This is a genomic window from Saccharothrix australiensis (assembly GCF_003634935.1).
GTDB lineage: Bacteria > Actinomycetota > Actinomycetes > Mycobacteriales > Pseudonocardiaceae > Actinosynnema > Actinosynnema australiense.
On the sequence record NZ_RBXO01000001.1, the window covers coordinates 4,522,331 to 4,548,638 of the forward strand.

Genomic DNA, 26,308 nt, shown 5'->3' on the forward strand with positions numbered 1-26,308 from the left:
CAACGGTCCGGTGGTCGGTTCGATGAGGACTCGAAGGCCCCTCGGGCGGCATCGCGCCGGGCACCGCACCGACCCGGCCCGCGCCCGGTTTCCCGCAGTGCCGCCGAGACTGCCCGATGGTGCACACAACCCCGCCGGACGGACACCGGTCGTCGCGCTCGTGAACGTCGGCGTGGGAGGGTGTCGAGCACCCGACGACGCCGACGGACGTTCCGCCGCACGGCCCCGGACACCCAAGGGTTTCCGGCTGCCCGCGCCCAGCGAACGGAGAGATCGCCTCATGGCTCGCCGCTTGTCCCGAACGCGCTTGTCCCGCAAGAACCCGTCCCGCGCTCGATCGCCCCGGGCGCGATCGCTCCGCACCCGCCTGTCCCACGCGGTCCTGGCGCTGGCGACGGTCCTGGCGTCGTCCGCCGTGCCCGCCCGTGCCGCGCCGGCTCCGGCGCCCACGTCCGACGCCGGCGGGCAGGAGCCGGTCCGCACCGTGCGACTCGTGACCGGCGACCGGGTCCTGGTCTCCGCCGACGGCGAGCGCGTGTCGCCGGACCCCTCCCCCGCCAGACCGGGGATGCGGTTCGTGGCGCGGGAAGTCGACGGCCACCGGCACGTCATCCCGGTGGACGCGCTGCCGCTGCTCGCCGAGGGCAGGCTCGACCCCCGGCTCTTCGACGTGACGCTGCTCGTGCGGGACGGGTACGACCGGCTGCCCGACCTGCCGCTGCTGGTGACCTACCAGGACGGCGTGCCGGCCGCGAGCGCCGCCCTGGACCGCACGGGACTGGCGGTGACCGCCGTGTCGACCGCCGCGCGCACCCTCGCGGTGCGGCAGGGCCACGACACCGCGCTGTCCACTTGGGACAGCATGGTCGCGGACGGCGGCCGCGCCCTGCGGCCGGGCGTGGAGAAGGTCTGGCTGGACGGGATGTCGAAGGTCTCGCTCGACGTCAGCGTGCCGAGGGTCGGCGGTCCGGCGGCCTGGGCGGCGGGGTACCGGGGTGCGGGCGCCACCATCGGGATCATCGACACCGGCGTCGACGACACCCACCCCGACCTGGTGGGCAAGGTCGTCGAGCGGGTCGACTTCACCGCGGAGGACGACCACGTCGACTACAGCGGCCACGGCACGCACGTCGCCTCGATCGCGGCCGGCACCGGGGCGGCGGGCGGCGGCAGGCACACCGGTGTCGCGCCGGAGGCCCGGCTCTACGTGGCGAAGGTGTGCCCCAGGACCGGGGGCTGCCCGCAGTCGGCCGTCATCCGGGCGATCGACTGGATGGCGGCCAAGGGCGTCAAGGTCGTCAACCTCAGCCTCGGCAGCGGCTCCTCGGCCGGGCAGGACCCGGTGGAGGCCGCCGTGGAGGCGCACCCCGGCACGCTGTTCGTGACCGCCACCGGCAACGACGCGGGCCTGACCGGTTCGCCCGCGACCGCGCCGAGCGCCCTGGCCGTCGGCGCGGTGGACGACGCCGACCGGCCGGCGGCGTTCAGCAACCGGGGCACGCGGCTCGACGAACCGGCGGTGAAGCCCGAGATCGCCGCGCCGGGCGTGAAGATCACCGCGGCCCGTGCCACCACCAGCGCGGGCGCGGGCGACTACGTCGAGTTCGACGGCACGTCGATGGCCGCGCCGCACGTGGCGGGCGCCGCCGCGCTGCTGGCGCAGCGCCACCCGGACTGGAGCGCGGCCCGGCTCAAGCAGGGGCTCGTCGCCTCGGCGGGCGCGGGCACGCGCGCCTGGTTCGCCACCGGCGCGGGTCGGCTCGACGTGGGCCGCGCGGTCACGCAGACCGCCTCCGCCGCGCCCGCCGCGCTCTCCTTCGGCCTCCGGCGGTTCCCGTACGGCGACCCGGTCCACGACACCGTCACCTACCGCAACGACGGGCCCGCGCCGCTCGACCTGGACCTGCGCCTCGACGCGACCGACGCCGCGGGCGCGGCGCTGCCGGCCGGGTTCCTCACCGTCGACCGGCCGAGGGTGACCGTGCCCGCCGGTGGGACCGCCACCGTGACCGTCACCCTGGACCCGTCGGTCGACGCGCCGCGCGACACCCACCTCGGCGGCGTCCTGTCGGCGACCGCCGACGGCGTCAGCCTGCGCACCCCGGTGACCGCGTACCTCGAACCGGAGATGCACACGCTCACCATCAGGACGATCGGCCGGGACGGCGACCCGACGGCGCGGGCCTACACCTACTTCGTGTCCCAGGGCGACCGTCCGGGCGGCCGACCCGTCCGCCACCCCGACGGCGTCGCCACGATCCGGCTGCCGCAAGGCCGGTACACGTTCGACACCCTGCTCTACGACGGCGAGTGGCCCACCGGCACCGAGACCATGATGGTCGCGCCGAGGATCGTCATGGACCGCGACCAGACCGTCACCGTCGACGTCCGCACGGCGAAACCCCTGTCGGTCACCGCGCCCCGGCCCGACGCGGCGCAGACCATCGCGGAGATCGGCTTCAACTACCGCGTGCGCGGCGGCGCGTGGTACATCGGCGACGTCCTGCTCGGGACCACCTACGAGCGGCTGTACGCCGGTCAGGTCGGTCCCGACGACCCGGACGGCGCGATCGCCGGCTCGGCCGGGACCGGGTTCCTGCGCAAGGACGCGAGCGGTTCGACGCGCAACTCGCCCTACGCGTACAACCTCGCGTGGCACTCGCGCCCCGGCACGTTCTTCACCGGGTTCGACCGGACGTTCACCCCGGCCGACCTCGCGACCACCGAGGCGCGCTACGCCGCCGCCGCGCCCGGTCAGCAGGCGACGGTCTACACCAGCTTCCGCGCGGCGTGGGACACGCGGGCGCGGTGGCTGGGCTTCCGGGCGGAGTTCGACCTGCCGTTCACCCGCACCGAGCACTACGCGGCGACCGAGGACGTCCAGTACGAGAAGCGCTTCCGCACCTCGGTCGACGGCGTGCCGGACGGCCTGGAGGGCCACGAGCCGTTCCGGGGCGTGGCGCCCGGCCGCACCACGAGGGAGACGTGGAACCTGGGCGTGCTCGGCCCGGCGTTCCGGCACGACCCGTCGTCGGCGTGGGAAGACGGCCCGACCATCGCGCTGTCCCGCCAGGGCGACCGGTTGTCGCTCGTGCCGTCCCTCGCGACGGACAGCAGCACCCACCTCGGCGACTACCCCACGCCGGTCGCCACCGCCGAGCTGACCCGCGACGGCGTGGTGATCGCGAGCAGCAAGCGCACGGTGCAGTTGGACGCCGACGTGCCGGCGGAGGAGGCCACGTACCGGTACTCGGTCGTCCGGGCCACGCCCGACCTGGACACCGTGTCCCGGTCGGTCGCCGTGCGGTGGACGTTCCACTCCGCCCACGTCGCCGGGGACGGGCCCCGGAACCTGCCCGTGTCGGCGGTCCGCTTCACCCCCGCGCTGGACCTGGCACAGCGTGCGCCGGCGGGGAAGGTCTTCGCGGTCCCGTTCACGGTCCAGCGCCAGCCCGACTCGGCCGCCGGGCCGACCCGGCGCCTCGACCTCCAGGTGTCCGTGGACGACGGCGTGACGTGGCGGAAGGCGTCGCACGTCCGCACCGGCGGCTCGGGCGTGGCCCTGGTGCGGAACCCCGGACCCGGCGGGTTCGTCTCGTTGCGGGCGACGGCCGAGGACACCGCAGGCAACAAGGTCGAGCAGACGATCATGCGGGCCTACCGCACGTGACGGGACACCGGTGGCGCTCCGCCCGGGTGGGCGCGGCGCCACCGGCCGCCGGCCCTCGTCGGGGCCCGGCGGACCGGGGGCGGCGGAACCGTGGGGCCGCCCCCGCTGCCGGGGGTCGTTCCCGCCTGATGGGGAGCGACTCCCGCTCGGGGGGAGGGCGGCGGGGCTCGCGCCGGGAGCCGGTGCGCCGAACCCCGTGCGGAACCGGCCTCGTGACGGGCCGCCGGACGGGTCGCTTCCGTGATGGCGTGACCACAGGGAGTAGTCCATTCGGTTGTTGTTCCGTTTCACGACCCGGCCGAGGGGTAATAGTCGGGGAACAGGCCGCTGTCGCGGACCCGCTCCCCCGGACGCGCCCGGCGGCCTCCCTGCGCGGCCGAGGGGCGGAAGGTGGTCGGACATGGGCGACAGCACACCGGGCACGCTCGTGGACCGGCACGGCGGACCGGTCGCGGAGCGGTCGACCGCCGTGCCCGGCCAGCGGCGACCTCCGGGCGTCGGTGACCGCGGTCCGATCATCGAGGCGTACGAGCGGCGGTGCGCCGCGCTGGCGAACCGGCGCGGCGCGGTCGCGGTCTCCTCCTCGACGGCGGGGTTCGAGCTGTGCTGCCGCGCGCTGGGGCTGGCCCCGGACGAGGAGGTGCTGGTGCCGGAGGTCGGCTGGCGGTCCATCGCCGCCGCCGTGCGCACGGTGGGCGCGAACCCCGGCGTCGTCCCGGTCCGGCGGGACCTCGTGGTCGAGTGGCCCGACGTGCGCGCCCGCCTGGGACCGCGCACCAGGGCGGTGGTCGTCGCGCACGTGCGCGGTCGGGCGGCGGGCGACGTCGGCCGGATCGCCGAGGGGCTCGCGGAGCGCGGTGTCGCGCTGATCGAGGACTGCTCGCAGGCGTGGGGCGCGCGTGGCCCGGAAGGCCCGGTGGGTTCGTGCGGTGTCGCGGCGTTCTTCTCCACCCGCACGCCGGGGTCCGCCGCGACCGGCGAGGGCGGTGTGGTCGTGGCGGACGACCCGGCGCTGCTCGACGCGGTGCGGCACGCGGCGGGCTACCGGGCCTCGACCGCGCCGAGGCTGGACTGGCTGCTCAACCAGCGGATCAGCGAGGCGTCGGCGGCGCGGGCGCTGCCGCGGGTCCTGCGGCTGGGGGTGGTCGTGGCCGAGCTGCGCGTCACGCAGGCCGCCGCGGCCGCCGTGCTGGCCACCGTGCCGGACGCGCGCGTCACCGCCGACGGCGCGGGCGCGTCGAACGGCGCCACCGTCGGGGTGTGGCTGCCGGGCGTCGAGCGGTCCCGCGTCGTGGCCGCGCGGCTGGGCGAGGCGGGCTTCACCGTCTGGCAGCCGGTCGACCACGACCCGGACGGGACCGGGGCGTGGCCGGTGGGTCCGCCCGCGCGCGGTCCCGTCGACGTGCGCCGCTACCTCGACATCGCCGTGCCCCGGCTCGACGGGGCCGGCCGCGCCCGGTTCCTGGGCCGGTTGCGGGAGGTGTGCGCGGGGCTGGCTGCCTGAACGGCGGCGGCCCGCCCGCTGCCCGCGACGCGACCCCGGCGCACCACGGCCTGCCGCCCGTCGGACCTCGACGCGGCACCCGCCGCCGCGCACCGGGCTCGGGTGATCCACCGCCGTCACGACCACCCCGGCGGTACGCGCCCCGAGGCGCACCGCGACCGCCGGCGTCGTGGCACTCCTCGGCGCGACGCTGTTCGCTGCGCCCGCCCACGCCGCGTCCCCCGCGTCGGGCGAGGCGTCCCTGCCACCCGAACCGGCGTCCACCCCCACCGCGACGGGACCGTCACGACCAAGGTGACGTCCGACTACGCGAAGTCCCGCGACGCCTCGGTCCGCGCCAAGGCGTGCGACGTGCGCATCGTCGATCCACTCGGGGGATGACCCGGAGCGCCGGGCGTCAGCCCCGCGCGTCGGGGTGCAGCAGCCGCTGGGGACCGGAACCACGCGTGCCCAGGCTGTCTCCGGGGTTCAGGACGTAGCAGCGCCGCAGCGACAGGCACCCGCAGCCGATGCACCCGGTCAACTCGCGCTGCAACTGCTCGATCTCGCGCCGCCGGGCCTCCAGGTGGTCGCTCCACCGCCGCGCGATGCGGTCCCAGTCGCGCTTGCCCGGCATGTGGTCGTCGGGCAGCGCCGCGAACACCTCGGCCACCTCCGCGAGCGGGATGCCCAGCCGCTTCGCGAACAGCACGAGCGAGAGGCGGCGCAGGACGTGGCGCGGGTAGCGGCGCTGGTTGCCCGCGGTGCGCACCGAGGAGATCAGGCCCTGCTCCTCGTAGAAGCGCACCGCGGAGGTCGCCACCCCGGCGCGGCGCGCGAGTTCGCCGATGGTCAGCAACTCGGTGGGGGTACGGGTCATCCGGCGTCCCTTGACTTCAAGTCGGCTTGAAGTCCTAGCGTAGCCCGCCGTGACCGGATCACCTTCGGAAGCCCCACCGCCGCCTGCGGGCGCGACCGGCCGCTGGGCCGAGCTGTTCTCCGCGCGCCACCTCGCCACCGTGCTGGTCCTCGCGGGCGGCGTCGCGCTCTACGCGATGAACCTCTACTTCACGGCCGCGCTCATGCCGTCGATCGTCGCGGACATCGGCGGCGACCGGTACTACGCCTGGGTCGCGACCGGTTTCCTCATGGCGGCCGTGATCGCGTCCATGCTCGTCAGCCGGGTGCTCGGGTCGTGGGGCGCGTCGGGCGCGTACCTCGCGGGCTTCCTGGTGTTCGCCGCCGGGGCCGCGATCAACGCCCTGAGCCCCACGATGGAGGTCCTCATCGCGGGACGCGTCGTGCAGGGCTTCGGCGGCGGCCTGCTGGCGGGGCTCGGCTACGCCGTCATCCGGACCGCGCTGCCGGACCGGCTCTGGGGCCGTGCGGCCGGGCTCGTGTCCGCGATGTGGGGCGTCGGGACGCTCGTCGGCCCGGCCCTGGGCGGGCTGTTCGCCGAGCTGGACGCCTGGCCGTGGGCGTACGGGCTGCTGGTCGCGGTGGCGCTCCTGCTGGCCGTGCCCGCCCGGCGCGCCCTGCCGCGCGAAGTGGTGCGGTCCGCCGGGCGGGCGCCCGTCCCGGTGGTGCCGCTCGTGCTGCTGACGCTCGCGGCCAGCGCGTTCAGCCTCAGCTCCGCGGTGCCGCCCGGCCCCGCGACGGCCGTCGCCCTCGGCGCGGGCGCCGTGCTGCTCGCCGTGTTCCTGGTCGTCGAGGCGAAGGGGTCGGTGAGCGTGCTGCCGCGGCTGACCTACCTGCGCGGCACGTCCCTGAAGTGGGTGTACCTCACGGTCGCGGCCCTGTGCGCGGGCGTGATGACGGAGAACTTCATCCCGCTGTTCGGGCAGCGCCTCGGCGGCCTGCCGCCGTTCGCCGCCGGCCTGCTCGGCGCGGCGCTCTCGGTCGGGTGGGTCGTGGCCCAGCTGTTCAGCGTCAACCTCGGACCGCGCGGCGCGCGGCGCGCGATCCGGGTCGCGCCGCCGGTGCTGACCGGCGGCCTGGTCGCCTACGGCCTCGCGCAGGCCGACCAGGCGGGCACCGGCCTCGTGGTCGCGTGGGCGGTGGTGCTGCTCGTCGCGGGCACCGGCATCGGGCTCGCCTTCCCGCACCTGAGCGTCGCGGCGATGAGCAGCACGGAGGACCCGGCGGAGGGCGCGAAGGCCGCCGCCGCCCTCAACACGACCCAGCTGATCGCCTACGCCGTGACCTCGGCGATCGCCGGCACGCTCCTCACGCTCGGTGGCGCGTCGCTGGTCGACGCGGCGCGCCTGATGACCCTCGGCATCGCGGTCCTCACGGCGCTGGGGGTGGTGGCGTCGCTGCTCGCGACGCGACGGCGAGCGTGACCGCGAGCAGGACCGCCGGCACGCAGGGCGCGGAGGGCGGTCGGTCGGGTCGCTCGGGCCGGTGGCGGGTTGGCCGACCGGCAGGTCGTCGGGGTCGGCGGTCGGCGGGTCGTCGGGGTCGGCGGTCGGCGGGTCGGCGGGACGAGGCCGAGGGCGGGCGCGGGTCAGCCGCCCTCGGCCTCGTCCCGCCGCCGGATGGTGACCAGTTCGCTCGGGTCGCCCCGGTCCAGGCGGCGGACCATCGACCGGGCGATGCGCTCCGCCTGCTCCTTGGCCAAGTCCGCCGCCGCGCCCGCGAACAGCTCGTCGACGGTGGCGACCCACAGCGCCAGCCACCGCGCGAAGTGCTCGGCCGTCAGCGGTGCGCGCTCGTGCAGCCCGACGTGCACGCGCAGCAGGTTCCGCCGGTACGTGCCCGCCCGGAACAGCACCGTCTCCCAGAAGTCCGCCATCACCGGCAGGTGCGCCGCCAGGTCCAGCCGGGCCACGTCGCGGAAGACCGGCCCGAGCAGCCCGTCCTCGAAGGCGCGCCGGTAGAACCCGGTCACCACGGCCAGCACGTCCGCCCGGTCGGCCAGGTCGCGCCGCGCCGTCACGGCGTGCCGCCCGGACGGCGCGGTCCCGGCACGAGGTCGAGCAGCACGGGACCCGCGGGTTCGGCGAGCAGTTCGCCCACGGTCACCGCGTCGAGCGCGGCCAGGAACGCGAGCTGGGCCGTGCGCAACGCGCCGCGCAGGTGGCAGCCGCCGCGCAGCGGGCACGGCGGACCCTCGCAGTCCACGACCTCACCGTCGCCCTCCAGCGCCCGCACGACCGCGCCGACCGAGGTGGCCGCCGCACCGTCCGGCAGGCCGACCCCTCCGTCCCGGCCGCGGGTGGTGGCGACGAAACCGTTGCGCTGGAGGCGTTGCACGACCTTGGCGAGGTGGTTGCGCGGCACGCCGAGCGCGGCGGAGAGCTGGTCGACGGTGAGCCGCCCGTCACCGGAGGCGAGCAGCATCACGACGCGCAGCGCGATGTCCGTCGACCTGAGCAGGTGCATGGCCCCACCCTAACCCGAAGAGGTATTGTCCAGTCCTGTTTCCGACCGGTCGGGTCCGGCCGGGGCGAGAGCGAGGTCCGAGTGGCGGTGCGGTCCGAGGAGGAGGGCGACCCGGCGGCGGACGTCCGGCGGGAGCACGGCGGTGGCGGTGAGCCGGCGTGCTGGCTGTCGCGGGTGTGCCCGGAGTGCGGCGCGCTGGCCGAGGGCGAGCCGGCGGCGGCGTGCCCGCGCTGCGGCGCGGTCCTGGACCCGGACCAGGACGGCGGCGCGCGGTGACCCCCGCCGCCGCCGTGGGCGTCGCCTGACTGTGGCTGGGCATGGTGCCGGCGATCTCGTTCCCGGAAGCGCCGCTGAAGTTCCGCGCGCCGGCGGTGCTGCGCGTGCTCGCCCTGGCGGCGCTGTGACGGCGGCCGGTTGCGGCACCGTCAGCCGGCCGCCAGCGCGGTGAGCGGGACGGAGGTGTCGGCGAGGCGGTCGACGTCCACCGGCCGCCCGTCGCCGATCAGCTCGCGCACCGCGCCGAGGCCCTCGTCCCAGCTGTTCACGTGCATGCCCGCCACGACCCGGTCGCCGGTCAGCCAGAACGAGTGGAAGACCCGGCTTCCGACGTCACCGCGCACGACCACGCGGTCGTAACCGCCCGGACTGAACCAGCCGGCGAACTCCATGCCCACGTCGTACTGGTCGGAGAAGAAGTACGGCAGGTCGTCGTGCACGACCTCCCGGCCCAGCATGGACTTCGCCGCGGCCTGGCCGCCGTTCAGGGCGTTGGCCCAGTGCTCCACCCGCAGCCGCCTGCCGTACCGGGTGCTCGGGCCGGAGGCGACGTCGCCCGCCGCGTACACGTCCGGGTCGGAGGTGCGCAGCGCGGCGTCGACCACGACGCCGTCGTCCACGGCCAGCCCGGCGAGTTCGGCGAGCCCGGTGTTCGGGCGGACGCCGACGCCGACCACGGCGGCGTCGGCGGGCAGGACGACGCCGTCGGCGAGGGCCACGCCCGTGAGCCGCTCGTCGCCCCCGAAGGCGGTGACGTGGTTGCCGAACCGGAAGTCGACCCCGTGCGCGCGGTGGAGCCCGGCGAAGAAGCCGCCCATCTCGGGGCCCAGCGCGGCGTGCAGCGGGGTCGCGGCGGGCTCCACCACCGTGACCGCGCAGTCCCGCTGCCGCGCGGCGGCGGCGACCTCCAGACCGATCCACCCCGCGCCCGCGACGACGACCCGGCTGCCGGGGGTCAACGCCGCGCGCAGCCGGTCGGCCTGGTCGAGGCGGCGCAGGTAGTGCACGCCGGGCAGGTCGTCACCCGGCACGGGCAGGCGGCGCGGTGACGACCCGGTGGCCAGCAGCAGCTTGGTGTAGCCGACGTGGCCGCCGTCGGCGAGCGCGACCCGGCGGGCGGCCCGGTCCAGGCCGGTCACCCGCAGCCCGAGCCGCAGGTCGACCTCGTTCTCCTCGTACCACCGCGCGTCGTGCACGTGGGTCTCGGCGCGTCCCTGGTCGCCGAGCAGGTAGCCCTTGGACAGGGGCGGGCGCTCGTAGGGGCGCTCGGCCTCGTCGCCGAGGAGGACCACCCGTCCGGTGAAGCCCTCCTCGCGCAGCGCCTGCGCCGCCTTCGCGCCGGCCAGTCCGGCTCCGACGATGACGAACACCTCAGGGGTGGCCACGGTTACTCCTCAGCGCGTGCGACAAGTGGTGGAGCGGTCAGGCGGGGACGGCGGTGAAGGCGGTCGGGCCGAGCGCGGCGGGCAGGTCACGCGCGGCGATCAGGAAGGGCGGGGCGTCCGGGCCGGGTGGCGGCGCCCGGTCACGCGTGGATCCCGGTCAGGGCGAAGAACTCCTGGCGGGACCGGGCGTCCTCCCGCAGCGCGCCCAGCAGGGAGGAGGTCACGGTGCGGGAACCGGCGACCCGCACGCCGCGAAGCGACATGCACAGGTGCTCTGCCTCGATGACGACCCCGACGCCGTGGGGCGACAGGTGCTCCTGGAGCCAGTCGGCCACCTGCTTGGTCAACCGCTCCTGCACCTGTAGGTCGCGGGCGAACAGCTCGACCACCCGCGCGAGCTTCGACAGGCCGAGGATGCGCTCGCCGGGCAGGTAGCCGACGTGCGCCACGCCCTGGAACGGCAGCAGGTGGTGCTCGCACAGGGACTGCACCGGGATGTCGCGGGCGAGCACCAGCTCGTCGTAGCCCTCCTCGTTCGGGAAGGTCGTCAGGTCGAACTCGCGGGGCGTCAGCATCTCGGCGTAGGCGTGCGCGACCCGGCGGGGCGTGTCGGCCAGGTGCTCCGACGCCGGGTTCCGGCCCAGCGCGCGCAACAGGTCGCCGACCGCCCGCTGCGCGGCGGCCAGGTCCACGCCGCCGCGCCCGTGCACCACCTGCAACCGCCGGGGCGAGGGCGACCGCGGGACGACCCCCTCGCCCGTCCCCTGTGGACCGGACAGCGCCACCGAACCGCGGGGGACCTCGCCGGCCATCGCTCCTCCTTCTATCGACAACTTCGGTTAACCTTAGAAGAGTCGCGCAGATTTCGTCAACAGAGGTGGGTTTTAGAAATGGTGCAGGCCGACCAGCCCGGCGCGTCGCACGTCTCCGCCGTCGCGGCCCTGGACGAGCCGACCCGGCGTCGGCTGTACGACTTCGTGGCGCGCCGGCCCGAGCCGGTCAGCCGGGACGAGGCCGCCGAGGCGGTGGGCGCGGCACGCACCACCGCCGCGTTCCACCTGGACCGCCTGGTCGCCGAGGGGCTGCTCGACGTCGTCCACGAGCGCCGCACCGGCCGCACCGGTCCCGGCGCGGGCCGACCGGCCAAGCTGTACCGGCGGTCCGCCGGGCAGATCGCGGTGTCCCTGCCCGACCGGCGCTACGAGCTGGTCGGCAACCTGCTGGCCGACGCGCTGGCCGAGGTCGAGACGACCGGCGAGCCGCCGCGCGCGGTGCTCCACCGCCGTGCCCACGAGCTGGGCAGGGACCTGGGCGCGACCGCCCGCGCCGCCGAGCGCGACGAGGACGGCCGGAGCGCCGCGCTGCGGGCGCTGGAGGACCTCGGTTTCGAGCCCCGCGACGACGCGCCCGACGACGCGATCGCGCTGGGCAACTGCCCGTTCCACAGCCTGGCGCGACGCCACGTCGAGCTGGTGTGCGGCATGAACCTCCGCCTGCTCGACGGCCTGCTCGACGGCTTGGCGGGAACCGGCCTGACCGCGCGCCTGTCTCCCGCGCCGGGCCACTGCTGCGTCCGCCTGGAGCCGGCCGACCGCTGACCACCGGGCGGTGCGCGGAACGCCCACCCGGGGGTGCCGCTCGCGTCACCGCACTGCGGGGCGCGATCCCGCACCCGTTCGGGCGGCACACCGCCGTGGTCGAGGCGCGACGCCGACGCGGCGACACTCCGACGCGCGAACCCCGTGCCGGCGGACCGATCGCCGCGCGGCCCCGGTACGCGGCCCGTGATCGCGTGGTGCACCGACCGGCCGGCACGGCCAAAACTTTCCATCGCGGCAAGTTTGCAAATCTGGCAACTTCGATCCAGACTGGTCGACATGGCGACGAGCGACGGCGGGCTGCGGGAGCGCAAGAAGCGGGAGACCCGGCTCGCGCTGAGCCACGCCGCCATCCGGCTCGCCCTCGAACGCGGCTGGGACGACGTCTCGGTGGAGGACATCGCCGCCGCCGCGAACGTCTCCGAGCGCACCTTCCGCAACTACTTCGGCAGCAAGGCCGAGGCCGTCGTCGCCACGCACGTCGAACGCGGGCGGCGCACCGCCGAGGCGTTGCGGGACCGCCCGGCGGGCGAACCGCTCTGGGACGCGCTCGTCAACGCCGTGGTCGCGCAGTTCGAGCCGGCGGAGCCGGGCGGCCCCGCCGGCGACCGGTTCGCCGCCGGCATCCGGGAGCTGGTCGCCGAACCCGCGGTCCAGCAGGAGATGTTCCGCGTGCACGCCCTGGCGCAGGACGAGCTGGCCGCCGCCGTCGCCGACCGCACCGGCGCCCCGGCCGGCGACCTGTACCCGCAGGTCGTCGCCGCCGTGGTGAGCGCCGGCCTGAGCACGGCGCTGTCCCGCTGGACCCTCGACCCCACCGAGCCGATCGGACCGCTGCTGCGCGAGGTCTTCGGACAGATCCGCGCCGGGCTGCCCGAGCAGCGCTGACGGACCGCGCCCCGCCACACCGCACCACACCGCGCACCCGACCCACACCCGCGAGCACGCCCGCTCGACGGGCTGCTCCGCCGTGCCCGGAAACCGGCACACCCCCGATACCCCGGAGGCACCCATGATCGACGTCGTCATCGTCGGCGGCGGACCCAACGGCCTGCTGCTCGCGTGCGAACCGGCACTCGGCGGCGTCCGGCCGGTCGTGCTGGAACGCCGCACCGAACCCGACCCGGAGCCCCGGTCGAACGGCCTCCTCGGGCAGGTCGTCCGCATGGTCGACCGCCGCGGGCTGTTCGAGCGGCTCAGCGGCCGGCCCGGCCCGCCGCGACCCAACCGCGGCTACCACGTGTTCGCCGGGCTGCCGCTCGACCTCGGCCTCCTCGCCGACAGCCCCGTCCACACCCTCCCCGTGCCCGAAGCGGAGACCGTGCGGGTGCTGGCCGCGCGGGCGGACGAGTTCGGCGTCGACCTCCGGCGCGGGCACGAGTTGCGCGGCCTCGCCCAGGACCCCGACGGCGTCACGCTGACCGTCGACGGCCCCGACGGCTCCTACGAGCTGCGCGCCCGCTACGCCGTCGGCGCGGACGGCGCGCACAGCCCGGTCCGCAAGGCCGCCGGCATCGGCTTCCCCGGCGTCAGCCAGGACCGGACGACCACCCGCACCGCGCACGTCACCGTGCCGGCCGACCGGCTCGACCCCGCGACCGGCGCGCTGCTCGTGCCCGACCACGGCCCGGTGCTGCCGTTCCTGCCCGTCCGCACCGCCACCGGCGGCTTCTCCTACGCCCCGCTGCCCGGCGGCCCGCCGCTGGTCGCCACCGCGGAGTGGGACCAGCCCGCCACCGACGAGCCGATGAGCCTCGACGAGGCCGAGCGCCGCCCGGTCGCCGACCGGACCGTCACGTACTCCCAAGCCCAGGCCGCGCTGCTGGCACCCGGCGACGACGTCACCGGCCTGCGCGCGCTGTTCGGCGAACTGCTCGCCCAGCCGGGCGTCGTGCGGACCGTCGCGGACCTCGTCGCCGGCGCGGACACGCGCTACCCGGTCGCCGACGACGCCCACCCGCTCGCCGGGTGGCCCGCGCCCGACCTGGACCTGCGCGCACCGGACGGCGTGGTGCGCCTCGCCGAGCTGGTCCGGCGGGCGCGGCCGCTGCTGATCGACCTGACCCCGGACGGCGGGCTGCGCCTCGACGGCGTCGAATCGCACTACGTCGACGTCGTCCGCGCCGAGGCGGACACCGACGCCACCGCGCTCCTGCTGCGCCCCGACTCCTACGTGGCCTGGGCGTCGAGCGACCCGCACCCGGACCGCGAGGCGCTGCGCGCCGCCGCCGAGCGGTGGTTCGGCGGCCCCGTCGACGCCTGATGACCGCTCTGGTGTGGACACCGGGCCGTCGCCGACGGCCCGGCCACCCGGCGGTCGCGGGCGAGCCGGGGAACGACCGGTCACCGCGCGCGGAACGCGTGTTAGCGTCCCGGCACCATTCGCCTCGGACGCACCGGAGGACCGACATGACCACCGCTCCCTGGACTGTCGATCCCGAGACCTGCGCGCTGCTCGTCATCGACATGCAGAACGACTTCGTCCGCGAGGGCTTCCCGATGGCCGTCCCGATGGCGCGCGAACGGGTCCCGGTCATGCGGGGCGTCGTCGACACGTGCCGCGACCGGGGCGTCCCCGTGATCTACACGCAGCACGTCCTCTACGACACCTTCGACGTGTCACCGCTGGAGACCGCCTACATACCCCGGCTGCGCGAAGCCGGGATGCGCGACGGCAGCCACGGCGCGGAGATCATCGAGGAGCTGGCGCCGCGACCGGACGAGATGGTCGTCCGCAAGCACCGGTACGACGCGTTCCACAACACACCGCTGCACAGCGTGCTGAACACGATCCGGGGGCTGCGACGGGTCGACACGGTGATCATCATCGGCACCCTGACCGAGGCGTGCTGCGAGTCGACCGCCCGCAGCGCGTACATGCACGACTACCGCGTCGCCTTCATCGGCGACGCGACCGGCGCGCTGTCCGACGCCGCGCAGGAGGCGACGCTCCGCTCGATCCGGGGTTTCTTCGGCCGGGTGCTGTCGGCGGCCGAACTCGCCGCGGAACTCGGCGGCTGACCAGGCGACCGCCCGGTCCGCCGCTCTTCGTCCACTGTGGACATCAGTTGGGGTCGCCGCCACCGCCGTGCGCGGACCCGCTGTTCGTCGTCGGCCATTCGACCCGGCCCCGGACGATGGTAGGGCGACCGTTCGGGGTCTTTTCCGGTCGGCACGGAGCAATCGCCCGTTCGGCCAGGTCACCGCACGGCCGGCGCGCCTTAGCCTGCCGGTGTCCACAAGACGCACAGGAGGTGCGATGAGGACGGTGTCCTGGTTGACGGTCGCGGCGGTGACGACCGGCGGGGTGGTGGGTGTCGCGCCGGCCGCGGCGGCCGAGGTGCTCGGCGCGGGCGCGCCCGGCGCGATCGAAGGCAGTTATGTGGTGGTGCTCAAGGGAGAACGCGCCGCGGGCGACCTGGCGGCCCGGTACTCGGGTACGGTCGTCCACACGTTCTCCCACGTGTTCCAGGGGTTCTCGGTGCGCATGTCGGCACCCGACGCGCGGCGGCTCGCCGCCGACCCGGCGGTGTCCTACGTGCAGCAGAACCAGCGGGTGCGGGTCGCCGGCGAGCAGGCGAACCCGCCGTCGTGGGGCCTGGACCGGGTCGACCAGCAGCGGCTGCCGCTGGACGACTACTACCGGTACCCCGACACGGCGGCGAACGTCACCGTGTACGTGGTCGACACCGGGGTCCGGGTCAGCCACCGCGACTTCGGCGGGCGCGCGGTGTGGGGCACGAACACCGTGGACGACCAGCAGGAGGACTGCCACGGGCACGGCACGCACGTGGCGGGCACCGCGGGCGGGCAGCGCTACGGTGTCGCCAAGGGCGTCAAGCTGGTGTCGGCGAAGGTGTTCGACTGCGCCGGCAACGGCACCAGCGAGGACGTCGCGGAGGCGCTGGACTGGGTCGTGGCGCACCACGCGTCCGGTCCGGCCGTGGCGAACATGAGCCTGGGCGGCGACGCGCCGGACCGGGTGATCGAGGACGCCGTGCGGCGGACCATCGCCGACGGCGTCGTGGCGGTGGTGGCGGCGGGCAACGAGTCCGACGACTCGTGCCGGCACTCGCCGTCGCGGGTGCGGGAGGCGCTCACCGTCGCGTCGTCCGACTGGTCGGACCGGCGGTCGTACTTCTCCAACTACGGCAGCTGCGTCGACCTGTTCGCGCCGGGTGAGAGCATCACCTCGGCGTACAACGGCAGCGACACGGACTCGGGCGACCTGTCCGGCACCTCGATGGCGACACCGCACGTGGCCGGTGCGGCGGCGCTGCTGCTCTCCCGCAACCCCGCCCAGACACCCGCCCAGGTGGCGACCGCGTTGCTGAACAACGCCACCAAGAGCGTCGTGTCCGACCCGAGGGGATCGCCCAACCGGCTCCTGAAGGTCAACGCCGCGTACCGGTCCGGCGGCTGACCGGCGCACCGGCCCGCCCCGCGCCCTCCGGACCCGCCGCCGACCGCGGTCCACCCACGACCCGGTCGGCCGGCCGGTCATCGCGTCGGAGGCCGGGGCGGGTCGACCGCGCGCCCGCGGCCTGCCGCACAGCACCTCCGACGCGGTTCGCACAGGTGATCCGACGTCGGGAGCCACCCGCGACGCCGTCCGCGCGACGTCCGATTCGCGCCGCTCGACCGGTTTCTCCCGTGCCGGGACCGGAGTTGCCCGAGCTGCGGGGTCACCCCCTCGGACCGGTCACCGTCCACTACACTCGGCCCGGTCGCCACCAGCGGCGGAATCCTGAGGAGGGGCTCGATCGGTGTTCAGCCGAATCGTCATCGTCAACCGTGGTGAGGCCGCCGTGCGGCTCATCAACGCCGTCCGGGAACTGGCCGCGGAGACCGGTGCGCCGATCGAAACCGTCGCCCTGCACACCGACGTCGACCGCAACGCCACGTTCGTCCGCGCAGCCGACATCGCCTACGACCTCGGTCCCGCGTCCGCGCGCCCGTACCTCGACCTGAAGGTGCTGGAGCGCGCGCTGGTGGAGACCGGCGCGGACGCCGCGTGGGTCGGCTGGGGCTTCGTCGCCGAGGACCCGGCGTTCGCGGAGCTCTGCGAACAGGTCGGCGTCACCTTCATCGGGCCCGGCCCGGACGCGATGCGCAAGCTCGGCGACAAGATCGGCGCGAAGCTGATCGCCGAGGAGGTCGGCGTGCCGGTCGCGCCGTGGAGCCGCGGCGCGGTCGAGACCCTGGACGCGGCGCTGGAGGCGGCGGCAGGCATCGGCTACCCGCTGATGCTCAAGGCGACGGCGGGCGGCGGTGGCCGCGGCATCCGCGTGATCACCAGCGACGCCGAGCTGGTCGACGCCTACGAGCGCACCAGCCAGGAGGCCGCGCGGGCGTTCGGCAGCGGCGTCGTGTTCCTGGAGCGCCTGGTCACCGGCGCGCGGCACGTCGAGGTCCAGGTGATCGCCGACGGCCAGGGCACCGCGTGGGCGCTCGGCGTCCGCGACTGCTCGGTGCAGCGGCGCAACCAGAAGATCATCGAGGAGTCGGCGTCGCCGGTGCTCGACGCCGAGCAGGCGGCCGAGCTGAAGGCGTCGGCCGAGCGGCTGGCGGTCGCGGTCGGCTACCGCGGCGCGGCGACGGTCGAGTTCCTCTACCACCCCGGCGACCGGCTGTTCGCGTTCCTGGAGGTCAACACGCGCCTCCAGGTCGAGCACCCGATCACCGAGGCCACCACCGGGTTCGACCTGGTCAAGGCGCAGCTGTGGGTGGCGTCGGGCGGTCGGCTGGAGGGCGCGCCGCCCGCGGAGCGCGGGCACGCCGTCGAGGCCAGGCTCAACGCCGAGGACCCCGACCGCGACTTCGCGCCCTCACCCGGCCGGATCGCGCTGCTGGACCTGCCCGCCGGGCCGGGCATCCGCGTGGACACCGGCGTCAGCGAGGGCGACACCATCCCCGCCGACTTCGACTCGATGATCGCGAAGATCATCGCCTACGGCCGCGACCGGGACGAGGCGCTCGGCAGGCTGCGCCGGGCGATGGCCCAGACCTCGGTGATCATCGAGGGCGGCGCGACCAACAAGAGCTTCGTGCTCGACCTGCTCAACCGGCCCGAGGTGATCGACGCGAGCGCCGACACGGGCTGGATCGACCGGGTCCGCGCCGAGGGCGACCTCGTCTCGCACCGGCACTCCGCGGTCGCGCTGGCCGCCGCCGCCATCGAGGCGTACGAGGAGGAGGAGCGCGCCGAGCGGCAGCGCCTGCTGTCCACGGCGTTCGGCGGGCGTCCGCAGGCGCAGCACCACAGCGGCCGGCCGCTCGACCTCAAGCTGCGCGGCGTCGGCTACCGCGTGCGCGTCGCGCGGGTCGGCGCGCGGCGGTTCCGCGTCGGCATCGAGGTCGGCGACGCCGTCCGCACCGCCGACGTCGAGGTCGACCGCGTCGACCGGCACACCGGGCAGATCACCGTCAACGGCAACCGGTACCGCCTGCTCACCGGCACGCACGGGCCGATCCACCTGGTCGAGGTGGACGGTGTGACGCACCGGATCAGCCGCGACGAGGGCGGCGTGCTCCGCTCGCCGAGCCCCGCGCTGGTCGTCGCCACGCCGCTGGAGGTCGGCGCCGAGGTCGAGGCGGGCGCACCGGTGCTGGTGCTGGAGAGCATGAAGATGGAGACGGTGCTGCGGGCGCCGTTCAAGGCCCGGCTCAAGGAATGCCTCGTGTCCGTGGGCGGCCAGGTGGAGACCGGCGCGCCGCTGCTGCGCCTGGAACCGCTCGCCGACGCCGCCGACGACGGCCCCTCGACCACCGCCGTCGTCGAGCTGGACCTGCCCGCCGCGCCCGCGCACGCCCCGGCGCGGGAGCGCGCCGCGCGCGGCCAGGAGGACCTGCGGAGCCTGCTGCTCGGGTTCGACGTCGACCCGCACGACGAGGGCCGGGTGCTCGACGACTACCTCGCCGCCCGCCGGGCCGCCACCGACGACGGCCACCGGCCGCTGGCCGGGGAGTTCGACCTCGTCGGCGTGTTCGCCGACCTCGCCGAGCTGAGCCGCAACCGGCCGTCGGGCGAGGACGGCGGCGACGGCCACGTCCACAGCGCCCGCGAGTACTTCCACACCTACCTCCAAAGCCTCGACGTCGAGCGGGCGGGGCTGCCGGAGGCGTTCCAGGCCAAGCTCCGCACCGCGCTCGGGCACTACGGCGTCGCCGACCTGGAGCGCTCACCCGGCCTGGAAGCCGCGGTGTTCCGGATCTTCCTCGCCCAGCAGCGCGCGTCCGCCGACGTCGCGGTCGTCACGGCGCTGCTGCGCGCGTGGCTGGGTGAGGCGCCGCCGGACGAGACGCTGCGCGAGCCCGCCGGCCTCGTGCTGGAGCGGCTGGTGGCCGCGACGCAGGTCCGCTTCCCGGTGGTCGCCGACCTCGCGCGCGGCGTGGTGTTCGCCTGGTTCGGCCAGCCCCTGCTGCGCCGCAACCGCGCCCGCGTCTACGCCCACGTCCGCAAGCACCTCCGCCACCTCGACGCGCACCCGGACGCGCCGGACCGCGCCGAGCGCGTCGCCGAGATGGTGCGCAGCACCGAGCCGCTGGTGCGGCTGCTCGGGCAGCGGCTGGTCCGGCACGACCCGGACAACTCGGTCATGCTGGAGGTGCTGACCCGGCGGTACTACGGGAACAAGGGCCTCACCGGCGTGCGCACCGCCGAGGTCGCGGGCTGCTCGTTCGTGGTCGCCGAGCGCGCGGGCTCGCTCCTGGTCTCCGCCGCGGTGGAGTTCGCGGCGCTGGGCGGCGCGCTGCGCGGGCTCGCGGAGCTGGCGGGCGGCGACGAGGCCCTCGACGCCGACATCTACCTGTCCTGGGAGAACCAGCCGGAGGACTCCGACGCGATGGCGGCGGCGCTGCACGACGTGGTCAGCGCGCACCCGCTGCCCGCCGGGGTCCGCAGGCTCACCACGACCGTCGCGGGCAGCGGCGGCGCGGTGATGCACCACCACTTCACGTTCCGCCCGTCGACCACCGGGATGGCCGAGGAGCGGCTGATCCGCGGCCTGCACCCGTACATCGCGCAGCGGATGCAGCTGGAGCGGCTGGCCAAGTTCGACCTCACCCGGCTGCCGTCGTCGGACGAGGAGGTCTACCTGTTCCAGTGCGTGGCGCGGGAGAACCCGTCGGACGACCGGCTCGTCGCGTTCGCGCAGGTGCGCGACCTGACCGAGCTGCGCGAGCAGGGCGGCAGGCTGGTGGCGCTGCCGACGGCCGAGGACACCATCGCCACGTGCCTCGACTCGATCCGCCGCGCGCAGGCGCTGCGGCCGTCGAAGAAGCGCTTCCCCACCAACCGGATCGTGGTCTACGTCTGGCCGCCGAGCGACATCACGCGCGAGGAGCTGGAGACCATCGCCGGCCGCGTCCTGCCGACCACGGCGGGCGCGGGCCTGGAGGAGATCCTGTTCATCGCGCGGCAGCGCGACCGCGGGACCGGCGAGCTGAGGAAGATCGCCGTGCGGGTCTCCTTCGACGCCACCGGCGGCACCGAGCTGACCGTCGGCGAGCCGCCGACCGAACCGGTCGAGCCGCTGGACGACTACCGCCTGAAGGTGCTGCGCGCGAGCAGCCGCAACACGGTGTACCCGTACGAGCTGACCGGCCTGCTCGGCGAGTTCGCGGAGCACGACCTCGACGAGCACCACGCGCTGGTGCCGGTCGACCGGCCGAAGGGCCGCAACACCGCGGCGATCGTCGCGGGCGTGGTCACCACGCGGACCCGGCGGCACCCGGACGGCGTCACCAGGGTCGTGCTGCTCGGCGACCCGACGAAGTCGCTGGGCGCGCTGTCCGAGCCCGAGTGCCGCCGCGTGATCGCCGCGCTGGACCTCGCCGAGCGGATGCGGGTGCCGCTGGAGTGGTACGCGCTGTCGTCCGGCGCGCGGATCTCCATGACGTCGGGCACCGAGAACATGGACTGGGTGGCCGCGGCGCTCAAGCGGATCGTCGAGTTCACCCAGGACGGCGGCGAGATCAACATCGTCGTCGCGGGCATCAACGTCGGCGCGCAGCCGTACTGGAACGCCGAGGCGACGATGCTCATGCACACCAAGGGCATCCTGGTGATGACGCCGGACTCGGCGATGGTGCTCACCGGCAAGCAGGCGCTGGACTTCTCCGGCGGCGTGTCGGCCGAGGACAACTTCGGCATCGGCGGCTACGACCGGGTGATGGGCCCGAACGGCCAGGCGCAGTACTGGGCGCCCGACCTGGCGTCGGCGCGGGACGTGCTGATGTCCTACTACGACCACACCTACGTCGCGCCCGGCGAGGACGCGCCGCGGCGGGCCCGGACGAGCGACCCGGTCGACCGCGACATCCGCGACTTCCCGCACTCCCTGCCGGGCAGCGACTTCACCACCGTCGGCGAGATCTTCTCCGCCGAGGCGAACCCGGACCGCAAGAAGCCGTTCGACATCCGGACGGTGATGCGGGCGCTGTCCGACCAGGACCACCCGGTGCTGGAGCGCTGGGCGGGCATGGCGGACGCGGAGACCGCGGCGGTGCAGGACGTGCACCTGGGCGGCATGCCGGTGTGCCTGCTCGGCATCGAGTCGCGGTCGGTGCCGCGGCGCGGCTTCCCGCCCACCGACGGCCCGGACACCTACAGCGCGGGCACGCTGTTCCCCCGGTCGTCGAAGAAGGCCGCGCGGGCGATCAACGCGGCCAGCGGCAACCGGCCGCTGGTGGTGCTGGCGAACCTGTCCGGGTTCGACGGCTCGCCGGAGTCGCTGCGCAAGCTCCAGCTGGAGTACGGCGCGGAGATCGGCCGGGCGATCGTGAACTTCCGCGGCCCCATCGTGTTCTGCGTGATCTCGCGGTACCACGGCGGCGCGTTCGTGGTGTTCTCGAAGGCGCTGAACCCGAACATGACCGTGCTGGCGCTGGAGGGCTCGTTCGCGTCGGTGCTCGGCGGCGCGCCCGCCGCCGCGGTGGTGTTCTCCGGCGACGTCGACGCCCGCACGGCGGCCGACCCGCGCGTGCGCGAGCTGGAGGCCCGCGTCGCCGGCGCGTCCGGTGCCGACCGGGGCGCGCTGACGGCGGAGCTGGACGAGCTGCGCGCGTCGGTGCGGGCCGAGAAGATCGGCGAGGTGGCCGCGGAGTTCGACCGCGTGCACGACATCCGGCGCGCGGTCGAGGTGGGGTCGGTCGACGCGGTGGTCAGCGCCGCCGAACTCCGCCCGCGGATCATCGAGGCCATCGAGGCGCGCCTGGGGCGGTGAGCGCGCGGCCCTGACCGGCGTCCGCGCCGGTGGGGGTTCGCGCCGGTGGGGGTTCGCGGTGGTGGTGTCGGCGGTGGTCGGACGTCCCGGTGGGGTCCGGCCACCGCCGCGTTTCCGCGGTGGGCCACTCCCCCGCAGTGGGAGGGTTCCGGCGGGCGGCTCCTGCGTCGCACCGCCCGGTTGCCACCGTCCTGACGACGCGTCGTTCTGCGTCGTGTCCACCTCCGGCGGCACGGGTCGGCCCAAGGGCGCGGTCCGCTCGCACCGGTCGTGGCTGCGGACGTTCGACCGGTCGACGGCCGAGTTGGGCATCGGCGCGGACGACGACCTGCTGCTGCCGGGCTCGCCGGGTCACTCGCACTTCCTCCGCGGCGCGGTGCACGGCCTGCACGTGGGCGGGTGGGCGCACCTGATGCCGGAGTTCGCCGCCGCCGAGGTGTTCGACCTGCCGACCCGCCACCCGATCACCCGGCCGCGCCTGGTGGCGGCGATGCCGCACACGTCGAGCGGCAAGGTGGACCGCCGGGCGCTGCGGGAGTGGGTGCCGACGTCGTCGTCCCTGCGAGAGGTCCTGTGACCGGTGCGCTCGGGGGCGTGGGAGGCCCCGGATGTCGCTGTTCCGCGTGACCGGGGTAGGCATGGCACCATGCTCAGCCTCTACCACGACGCCGACTCGCCGGTGCACGCCCTGCCCGCCGGGGTGAAGTTGCTCGCGCTGGCCGCGACCGGCACGGGGTTGTTCTTCGTGCGGTCGATCCCGTGGCTCGCGGTCGCGCTCGGCGTGATCGCGCTGTGCTACGCGGTGGCCCGCGTACCGTGGCGCGCGGCGTGGCGGCAGTTGCGGCCGGTGGTGCCGTTCACGGTGCTGATCGTGCTCGCGCAGGTGCTGCTGACCGACTGGTGGACGGCGGCGGTCGTGGGCGAGCGCATCCTCGCCCTGGTGCTGCTGGCCAACCTGGTCACGCTCACCACCCGCACGACGGCGCTGATCGAGGCGGTGGAGGCCGGCCTGCGCCCGCTGCGCCCGCTGGGCGTGCGCCCGGACCGGGTGGGCCTGCTCGTGGCGCTCACCATCCGGTTCATCCCGGTGATCAGGGAGCAGGCGGAACAGGTGCGGGCGGCGCAGCGGGCGCGCGGGGTCGAGCGCAGCTTCGCGTTCCTGACGCCGCTGCTGGTGAAGACCCTCCGCCTGGCGGACGGGTTGGGGGAGGCGATCGACGCGCGAGGAGGGTGAGGTGGTGGAGGGCGGGGGCGTGTCCGGGGAGTGGGAATCGGCTGGTGGCCGCCTATGATGTGCGGGTTTGAGGTCGCGGGGTTAAGGGGTTCGGGTGCGTAGCAAGGACATGGCGCTGGTCGCGTTGTTCGCCGCGATCATGGTGGTGTTGGGGTTCTTCCCGCTCATCGAGTTGCCGCTGGTGCCCGCGCCGTTCACGTCCCAGACGCTCGGCGTGATCCTCGCGGGCGCGATCCTCGGCGCTCGCCGGGGCGGCCTCGCGATCCTGCTGTTCGACGTGCTGGTCCTGGTCGGCCTGCCGGTGCTGCCCGGCGGGCGCGGTGGGCTGGGTGTCGTCCTCGGACCCACGGGCGGGTTCATCATCGCCTACCCCGTGGGCGCGTTCGTCGTCGGCTTCCTCACCGAGCGGCTGTGGAAGCGGTACAACATCGGTACCGCGCTGCTGGCCAACGCCGTGGGCGGCGCGCTCGTGCTCTACGCCATCGGCGTGCCGTGGATGGCCGTCACGGCGGACCTGCCGCTGGGCAAGGCGGTCGCCAGTTCGGTGGTGTTCGTGCCGGGCGACGCGATCAAGGTCGTGATCGGCGCGCTGGCGGCCGTCGCGGTGCGCCGCGCGTACCCCCTGATCGAGCCGGGGACCGGGGCCGCCCGGTGACCATCGAGGTCGAGGGCGTCAGCCACCGGTTCGGCGAGCGGCACGTGCTGCGCGACGTCGACCTGCGGCTCGACGAGCGGCGGGTCGCGGTGATCGGCTCCAACGGTTCCGGCAAGAGCACCTTCGCGCGCCTGCTCAACGGCCTGGTGGTGCCGACCGAGGGCCGGGTCCGCGTGGACGGCCTGGAGACGCGCAAGCAGGGCAAGGAGGTCCGCCGCCGGGTCGGGTTCGTCTTCCAGGACCCGGACGTGCAGATCATCATGCCCACCGTCGCGGAGGACCTGGCGTTCGGGCTGAAGCACCGCGGCCTGCCGCGCGAGGAGGTCGACCGGCGGGTGTCGGCCGTGCTCGCGGAGTACGGCCTGGAGGAGTTCCGCGACCACCCGGCGCACCTGCTCAGCGGCGGCCAGAAGCAGTTGCTCGCGATCGCGGCGGTGCTCGTGCTGGAGCCCGCGCACGTGGTGTTCGACGAGCCGACCACGCTGCTCGACCTGCGCAACAAGCGCCGGGTCACGCGGCTGATCCGGGAGCTGCCCCAGCGGGTCGTCGTGGTGTCGCACGACCTGGAGCTGCTGGCCGACTTCGACCGCGTCGTGGTGTTCGAGGGCGGTCGCGTGGTCGCCGACGGGCCGGCGCGGGAGAGCATCGCGGCCTACGTCGCCATGCACCCCCCGCTGTGACATCGGCGCGCTGACCGGTCCGCTCGCCGCCGTGACCACGCCGGGGCGGGACCGCGTGCGTCACGGCGCGCAGGCGTTCGTGAGCGCGGCCACCTGGTCGGCCTTCGCCGCCAGCCAGGCGGCGGGCCGGCCGACGAGGTCGTCCACCGTGACGTCGCGCAGCGTGGCCGCGAGCCCGGTGATCGCCTCGTTGACGGTGGTGTCGGCGGCGGTCGCCGCGAGGTCGGCCAGCGACGACGCCGCCTCGTGCGCGCGGTCCACGGCCTGTTCCGGCGAGCCGGGGTCGAGCGCCACGGTGGCCCGCGACAACGCGTCGGCGCACACCTGCACCTTGGTGGCCGTGTCGGCGACCGCGCCCGCGGCCTGCGCCGCGTCCTGCGCGGCGCCGCACCCGCTGACGACGACGGCGAGGGTGGCGGCGGACAACGCGACGACGAGGTGGGAACGCATCAGGACTCCTCCGGCTCATCCGAACCCGAGGTCTCCCCGGTCACCGCGCGACGGCGATGACGTCGTGACCGAGCCGCTGCCGAGCGGCCGTAGTGACGATCACGAACCGGGCGGGTACTCCCCTCCGCACCTCCAGCATCCGGAAAACGGACCGCCCCGTCAAGCGACGTGCCGGGGCCAGGCGGCCGGATGACGCAACCGGAGCGGCGCGTTCGGGCACACGTTCGCCCGAACGTCGGACACCGCGCCCCGCCTCGGTTCCCTGGGCGTGCGGCGGCACCTCCGGGTCGTCCGCCGCACGCCCGGACTTCGGCGATCAGGGGAAACCACAGGGGAAAGCGCCCACTCGGCGGGGTGGTGGCGGGCCTCGCCGTCGCGCTGTTGCTCGGCGGGCAGGCCGCCGCCGCAGGCCGTGCCACCACCGCAGGCCGCCGCCGCGTCACCGCAGGCGGTCGGCGCGGCTGAACCAACCTGGGCGACGGGTGGTACGCGCGGTACTGCACCACGGGCGATGCGCGTTGCGCGCACTGTTCAGGGCCGCCGAGCAGGCGGTCGCGGCCACGCCGCACGGGCACCCGTCCCGAGCGGGAGCCCTGTACCGGCACGGTCTGGCGCTCGACGCGCCGGGCCACCACGACCCGGCCGCCTGCCGCCCCTCGACGACGGGTGGCTGCGGGTCTCGTGGGACCGCCGGTCGTCCCGCTGGGTCGCGCACGAGTGCGACCCGCCGGAGGAGCCGCCCGGCTGAGCACCCGGCGTCGGTGGTGACCGTCCGCGACGGCCCGTCGGTCCGAAATCCACTGTCGGGTGCGGAACCGGTGTGTGTGGACGGTCGCTCCGGGGAAGACCACCGACATGAGCGACCACCTGCCACCACCCGCTCCGCCGCGCAGCGCGCTGACGCTGAGGCTCTGGCTCGCCTCGTTCGCCTTCGTGTTCAACTCCGTCGCGGCCGTGCTCGCGCTGCGCGCCGACCTGACCTGGCTGGCGGTGCTGCTCGGCGTGCTCGCCGTGGTGTCGGTGGTCGACCTCGGCCGCGTGATCCAGCGCAAGAGGCGCGGCGAACCCGGCTGACGGCGCAGGAAATCAGCCGATCGGGTATTCTTCCGCACAATCCGGTTATTCCACCGAACGCGTCGCGATTCACCCCCGTGAACGGTCCGTGAATGTTCTCCGCCACGCCGTGCCACACCGGACCGACGGGTGCGCCCGAACGCACGTCCCGCTCGTTCCCGCCGCGTGAAGCGGCGGTGAACGATCACCCGGA

Annotated in this window: 21 protein-coding genes; 15 read left to right on the top strand and 6 right to left on the bottom strand. The window is 75.1% G+C overall.

The window, feature by feature from the left end:
- Positions 1-493: 493 nt before the first annotated feature.
- Together C8E97_RS19360 and C8E97_RS19365 are read left to right on the top strand one after the other, a co-directional pair.
- On the top strand, positions 494-3,670 hold the full coding sequence (locus C8E97_RS19360) for a S8 family peptidase (RefSeq protein ID WP_170211911.1): 3,177 nt from the start codon (positions 494-496) through the stop codon (positions 3,668-3,670).
- Positions 3,671-4,070: 400 nt separating this feature from the next.
- The gene (locus C8E97_RS19365; protein WP_121006985.1) at positions 4,071-5,174 is read left to right on the top strand and encodes a DegT/DnrJ/EryC1/StrS family aminotransferase; all 1,104 of its coding nucleotides are present in this window, start codon (positions 4,071-4,073) and stop codon (positions 5,172-5,174) included.
- Between the two features lie 397 nt (positions 5,175-5,571).
- Here C8E97_RS19365 and soxR read toward each other — a convergent pair whose 3' ends face one another.
- Positions 5,572-6,033: a redox-sensitive transcriptional activator SoxR gene (soxR, locus tag C8E97_RS19370; protein WP_121006986.1), complete on the bottom strand. Its 462-nt coding sequence runs from the start codon at positions 6,031-6,033 to the stop codon at positions 5,572-5,574.
- Between the two features lie 49 nt (positions 6,034-6,082).
- Between soxR and C8E97_RS19375 the strand changes: the two genes are divergently transcribed.
- Positions 6,083-7,495 carry an MFS transporter gene (locus tag C8E97_RS19375; protein ID WP_211347079.1) on the top strand — a complete coding sequence of 471 codons (1,413 nt, stop codon included), beginning with the start codon at positions 6,083-6,085 and terminating at the stop codon, positions 7,493-7,495.
- A gap of 164 nt (positions 7,496-7,659) precedes the next feature.
- Here the strand turns inward: C8E97_RS19375 and C8E97_RS19380 are convergent, their stop codons facing one another.
- Positions 7,660-8,091, bottom strand: a complete 432-nt coding sequence (locus C8E97_RS19380) for a group III truncated hemoglobin (protein ID WP_121006987.1) — start codon at positions 8,089-8,091, stop codon at positions 7,660-7,662.
- Complete coding sequence (locus C8E97_RS19385) at positions 8,088-8,537, bottom strand: RrF2 family transcriptional regulator (RefSeq protein WP_121006988.1); 450 nt, start codon at positions 8,535-8,537, stop codon at positions 8,088-8,090. The genes C8E97_RS19380 and C8E97_RS19385 overlap by 4 nt, the downstream gene beginning before the upstream one ends.
- An 81-nt stretch (positions 8,538-8,618) precedes the next feature.
- On the opposite strand from C8E97_RS19385, the gene C8E97_RS19390 reads away from it, so the two are divergent.
- The gene (locus tag C8E97_RS19390; protein ID WP_121006989.1) at positions 8,619-8,813 is read left to right on the top strand and encodes a hypothetical protein; all 195 of its coding nucleotides are present in this window, start codon (positions 8,619-8,621) and stop codon (positions 8,811-8,813) included.
- Between the two features lie 149 nt (positions 8,814-8,962).
- Here C8E97_RS19390 and C8E97_RS19395 read toward each other — a convergent pair whose 3' ends face one another.
- The gene (locus tag C8E97_RS19395; RefSeq protein WP_121006990.1) at positions 8,963-10,198 is read right to left on the bottom strand and encodes an NAD(P)/FAD-dependent oxidoreductase; all 1,236 of its coding nucleotides are present in this window, start codon (positions 10,196-10,198) and stop codon (positions 8,963-8,965) included.
- Positions 10,199-10,338: 140 nt separating this feature from the next.
- Entirely contained in the window at positions 10,339-11,010 is a 672-nt protein-coding gene (folE, locus tag C8E97_RS19400; protein ID WP_121006991.1) for a GTP cyclohydrolase I FolE, read from the bottom strand.
- A 78-nt stretch (positions 11,011-11,088) separates the two neighbouring features.
- On the opposite strand from folE, the gene C8E97_RS19405 reads away from it, so the two are divergent.
- From C8E97_RS19405 to C8E97_RS19450, 10 genes are all read left to right on the top strand, one after another.
- On the top strand, positions 11,089-11,796 hold the full coding sequence (locus C8E97_RS19405; RefSeq protein WP_121006992.1) for a helix-turn-helix transcriptional regulator: 708 nt from the start codon (positions 11,089-11,091) through the stop codon (positions 11,794-11,796).
- Positions 11,797-12,075: 279 nt separating this feature from the next.
- Entirely contained in the window at positions 12,076-12,684 is a 609-nt protein-coding gene (locus C8E97_RS19410) for a TetR/AcrR family transcriptional regulator (RefSeq protein ID WP_121006993.1), read from the top strand.
- A 124-nt stretch (positions 12,685-12,808) separates the two neighbouring features.
- Positions 12,809-14,059: an FAD-dependent monooxygenase gene (locus C8E97_RS19415; protein WP_121006994.1), complete on the top strand. Its 1,251-nt coding sequence runs from the start codon at positions 12,809-12,811 to the stop codon at positions 14,057-14,059.
- Between the two features lie 146 nt (positions 14,060-14,205).
- The gene (locus C8E97_RS19420) at positions 14,206-14,817 is read left to right on the top strand and encodes an isochorismatase family protein (protein ID WP_170211912.1); all 612 of its coding nucleotides are present in this window, start codon (positions 14,206-14,208) and stop codon (positions 14,815-14,817) included.
- 238 nt (positions 14,818-15,055) lie between these two features.
- Entirely contained in the window at positions 15,056-16,219 is a 1,164-nt protein-coding gene (locus C8E97_RS19425) for a S8 family peptidase (RefSeq protein ID WP_121006996.1), read from the top strand.
- 343 nt (positions 16,220-16,562) lie between these two features.
- Positions 16,563-22,022, top strand: a complete 5,460-nt coding sequence (locus tag C8E97_RS19430) for an ATP-binding protein (RefSeq protein ID WP_121006997.1) — start codon at positions 16,563-16,565, stop codon at positions 22,020-22,022.
- Between the two features lie 73 nt (positions 22,023-22,095).
- The gene (locus C8E97_RS34680) at positions 22,096-22,599 is read left to right on the top strand and encodes an AMP-binding protein (RefSeq protein ID WP_281275442.1); all 504 of its coding nucleotides are present in this window, start codon (positions 22,096-22,098) and stop codon (positions 22,597-22,599) included.
- Positions 22,600-22,668: 69 nt separating this feature from the next.
- Entirely contained in the window at positions 22,669-23,256 is a 588-nt protein-coding gene (locus C8E97_RS19440; protein ID WP_121006999.1) for an energy-coupling factor transporter transmembrane component T family protein, read from the top strand.
- Between the two features lie 94 nt (positions 23,257-23,350).
- A complete protein-coding gene (locus C8E97_RS19445) occupies positions 23,351-23,911 on the top strand; it encodes a biotin transporter BioY (RefSeq protein ID WP_121007000.1) in 561 nt (186 codons plus the stop codon).
- Positions 23,908-24,591, top strand: a complete 684-nt coding sequence (locus C8E97_RS19450; RefSeq protein ID WP_246019013.1) for an energy-coupling factor ABC transporter ATP-binding protein — start codon at positions 23,908-23,910, stop codon at positions 24,589-24,591. Before C8E97_RS19445 ends, C8E97_RS19450 begins: the two co-directional genes overlap by 4 nt.
- Before the next feature lie 60 nt (positions 24,592-24,651).
- Here the strand turns inward: C8E97_RS19450 and C8E97_RS19455 are convergent, their stop codons facing one another.
- Complete coding sequence (locus tag C8E97_RS19455) at positions 24,652-25,041, bottom strand: bacteriophage spanin2 family protein (RefSeq protein WP_121007001.1); 390 nt, start codon at positions 25,039-25,041, stop codon at positions 24,652-24,654.
- Between the two features lie 855 nt (positions 25,042-25,896).
- Here C8E97_RS19455 and C8E97_RS19460 point away from each other — a divergent pair.
- Positions 25,897-26,115 carry a DUF6343 family protein gene (locus tag C8E97_RS19460; RefSeq protein WP_121007002.1) on the top strand — a complete coding sequence of 73 codons (219 nt, stop codon included), beginning with the start codon at positions 25,897-25,899 and terminating at the stop codon, positions 26,113-26,115.
- Positions 26,116-26,308 lie beyond the last annotated feature (193 nt).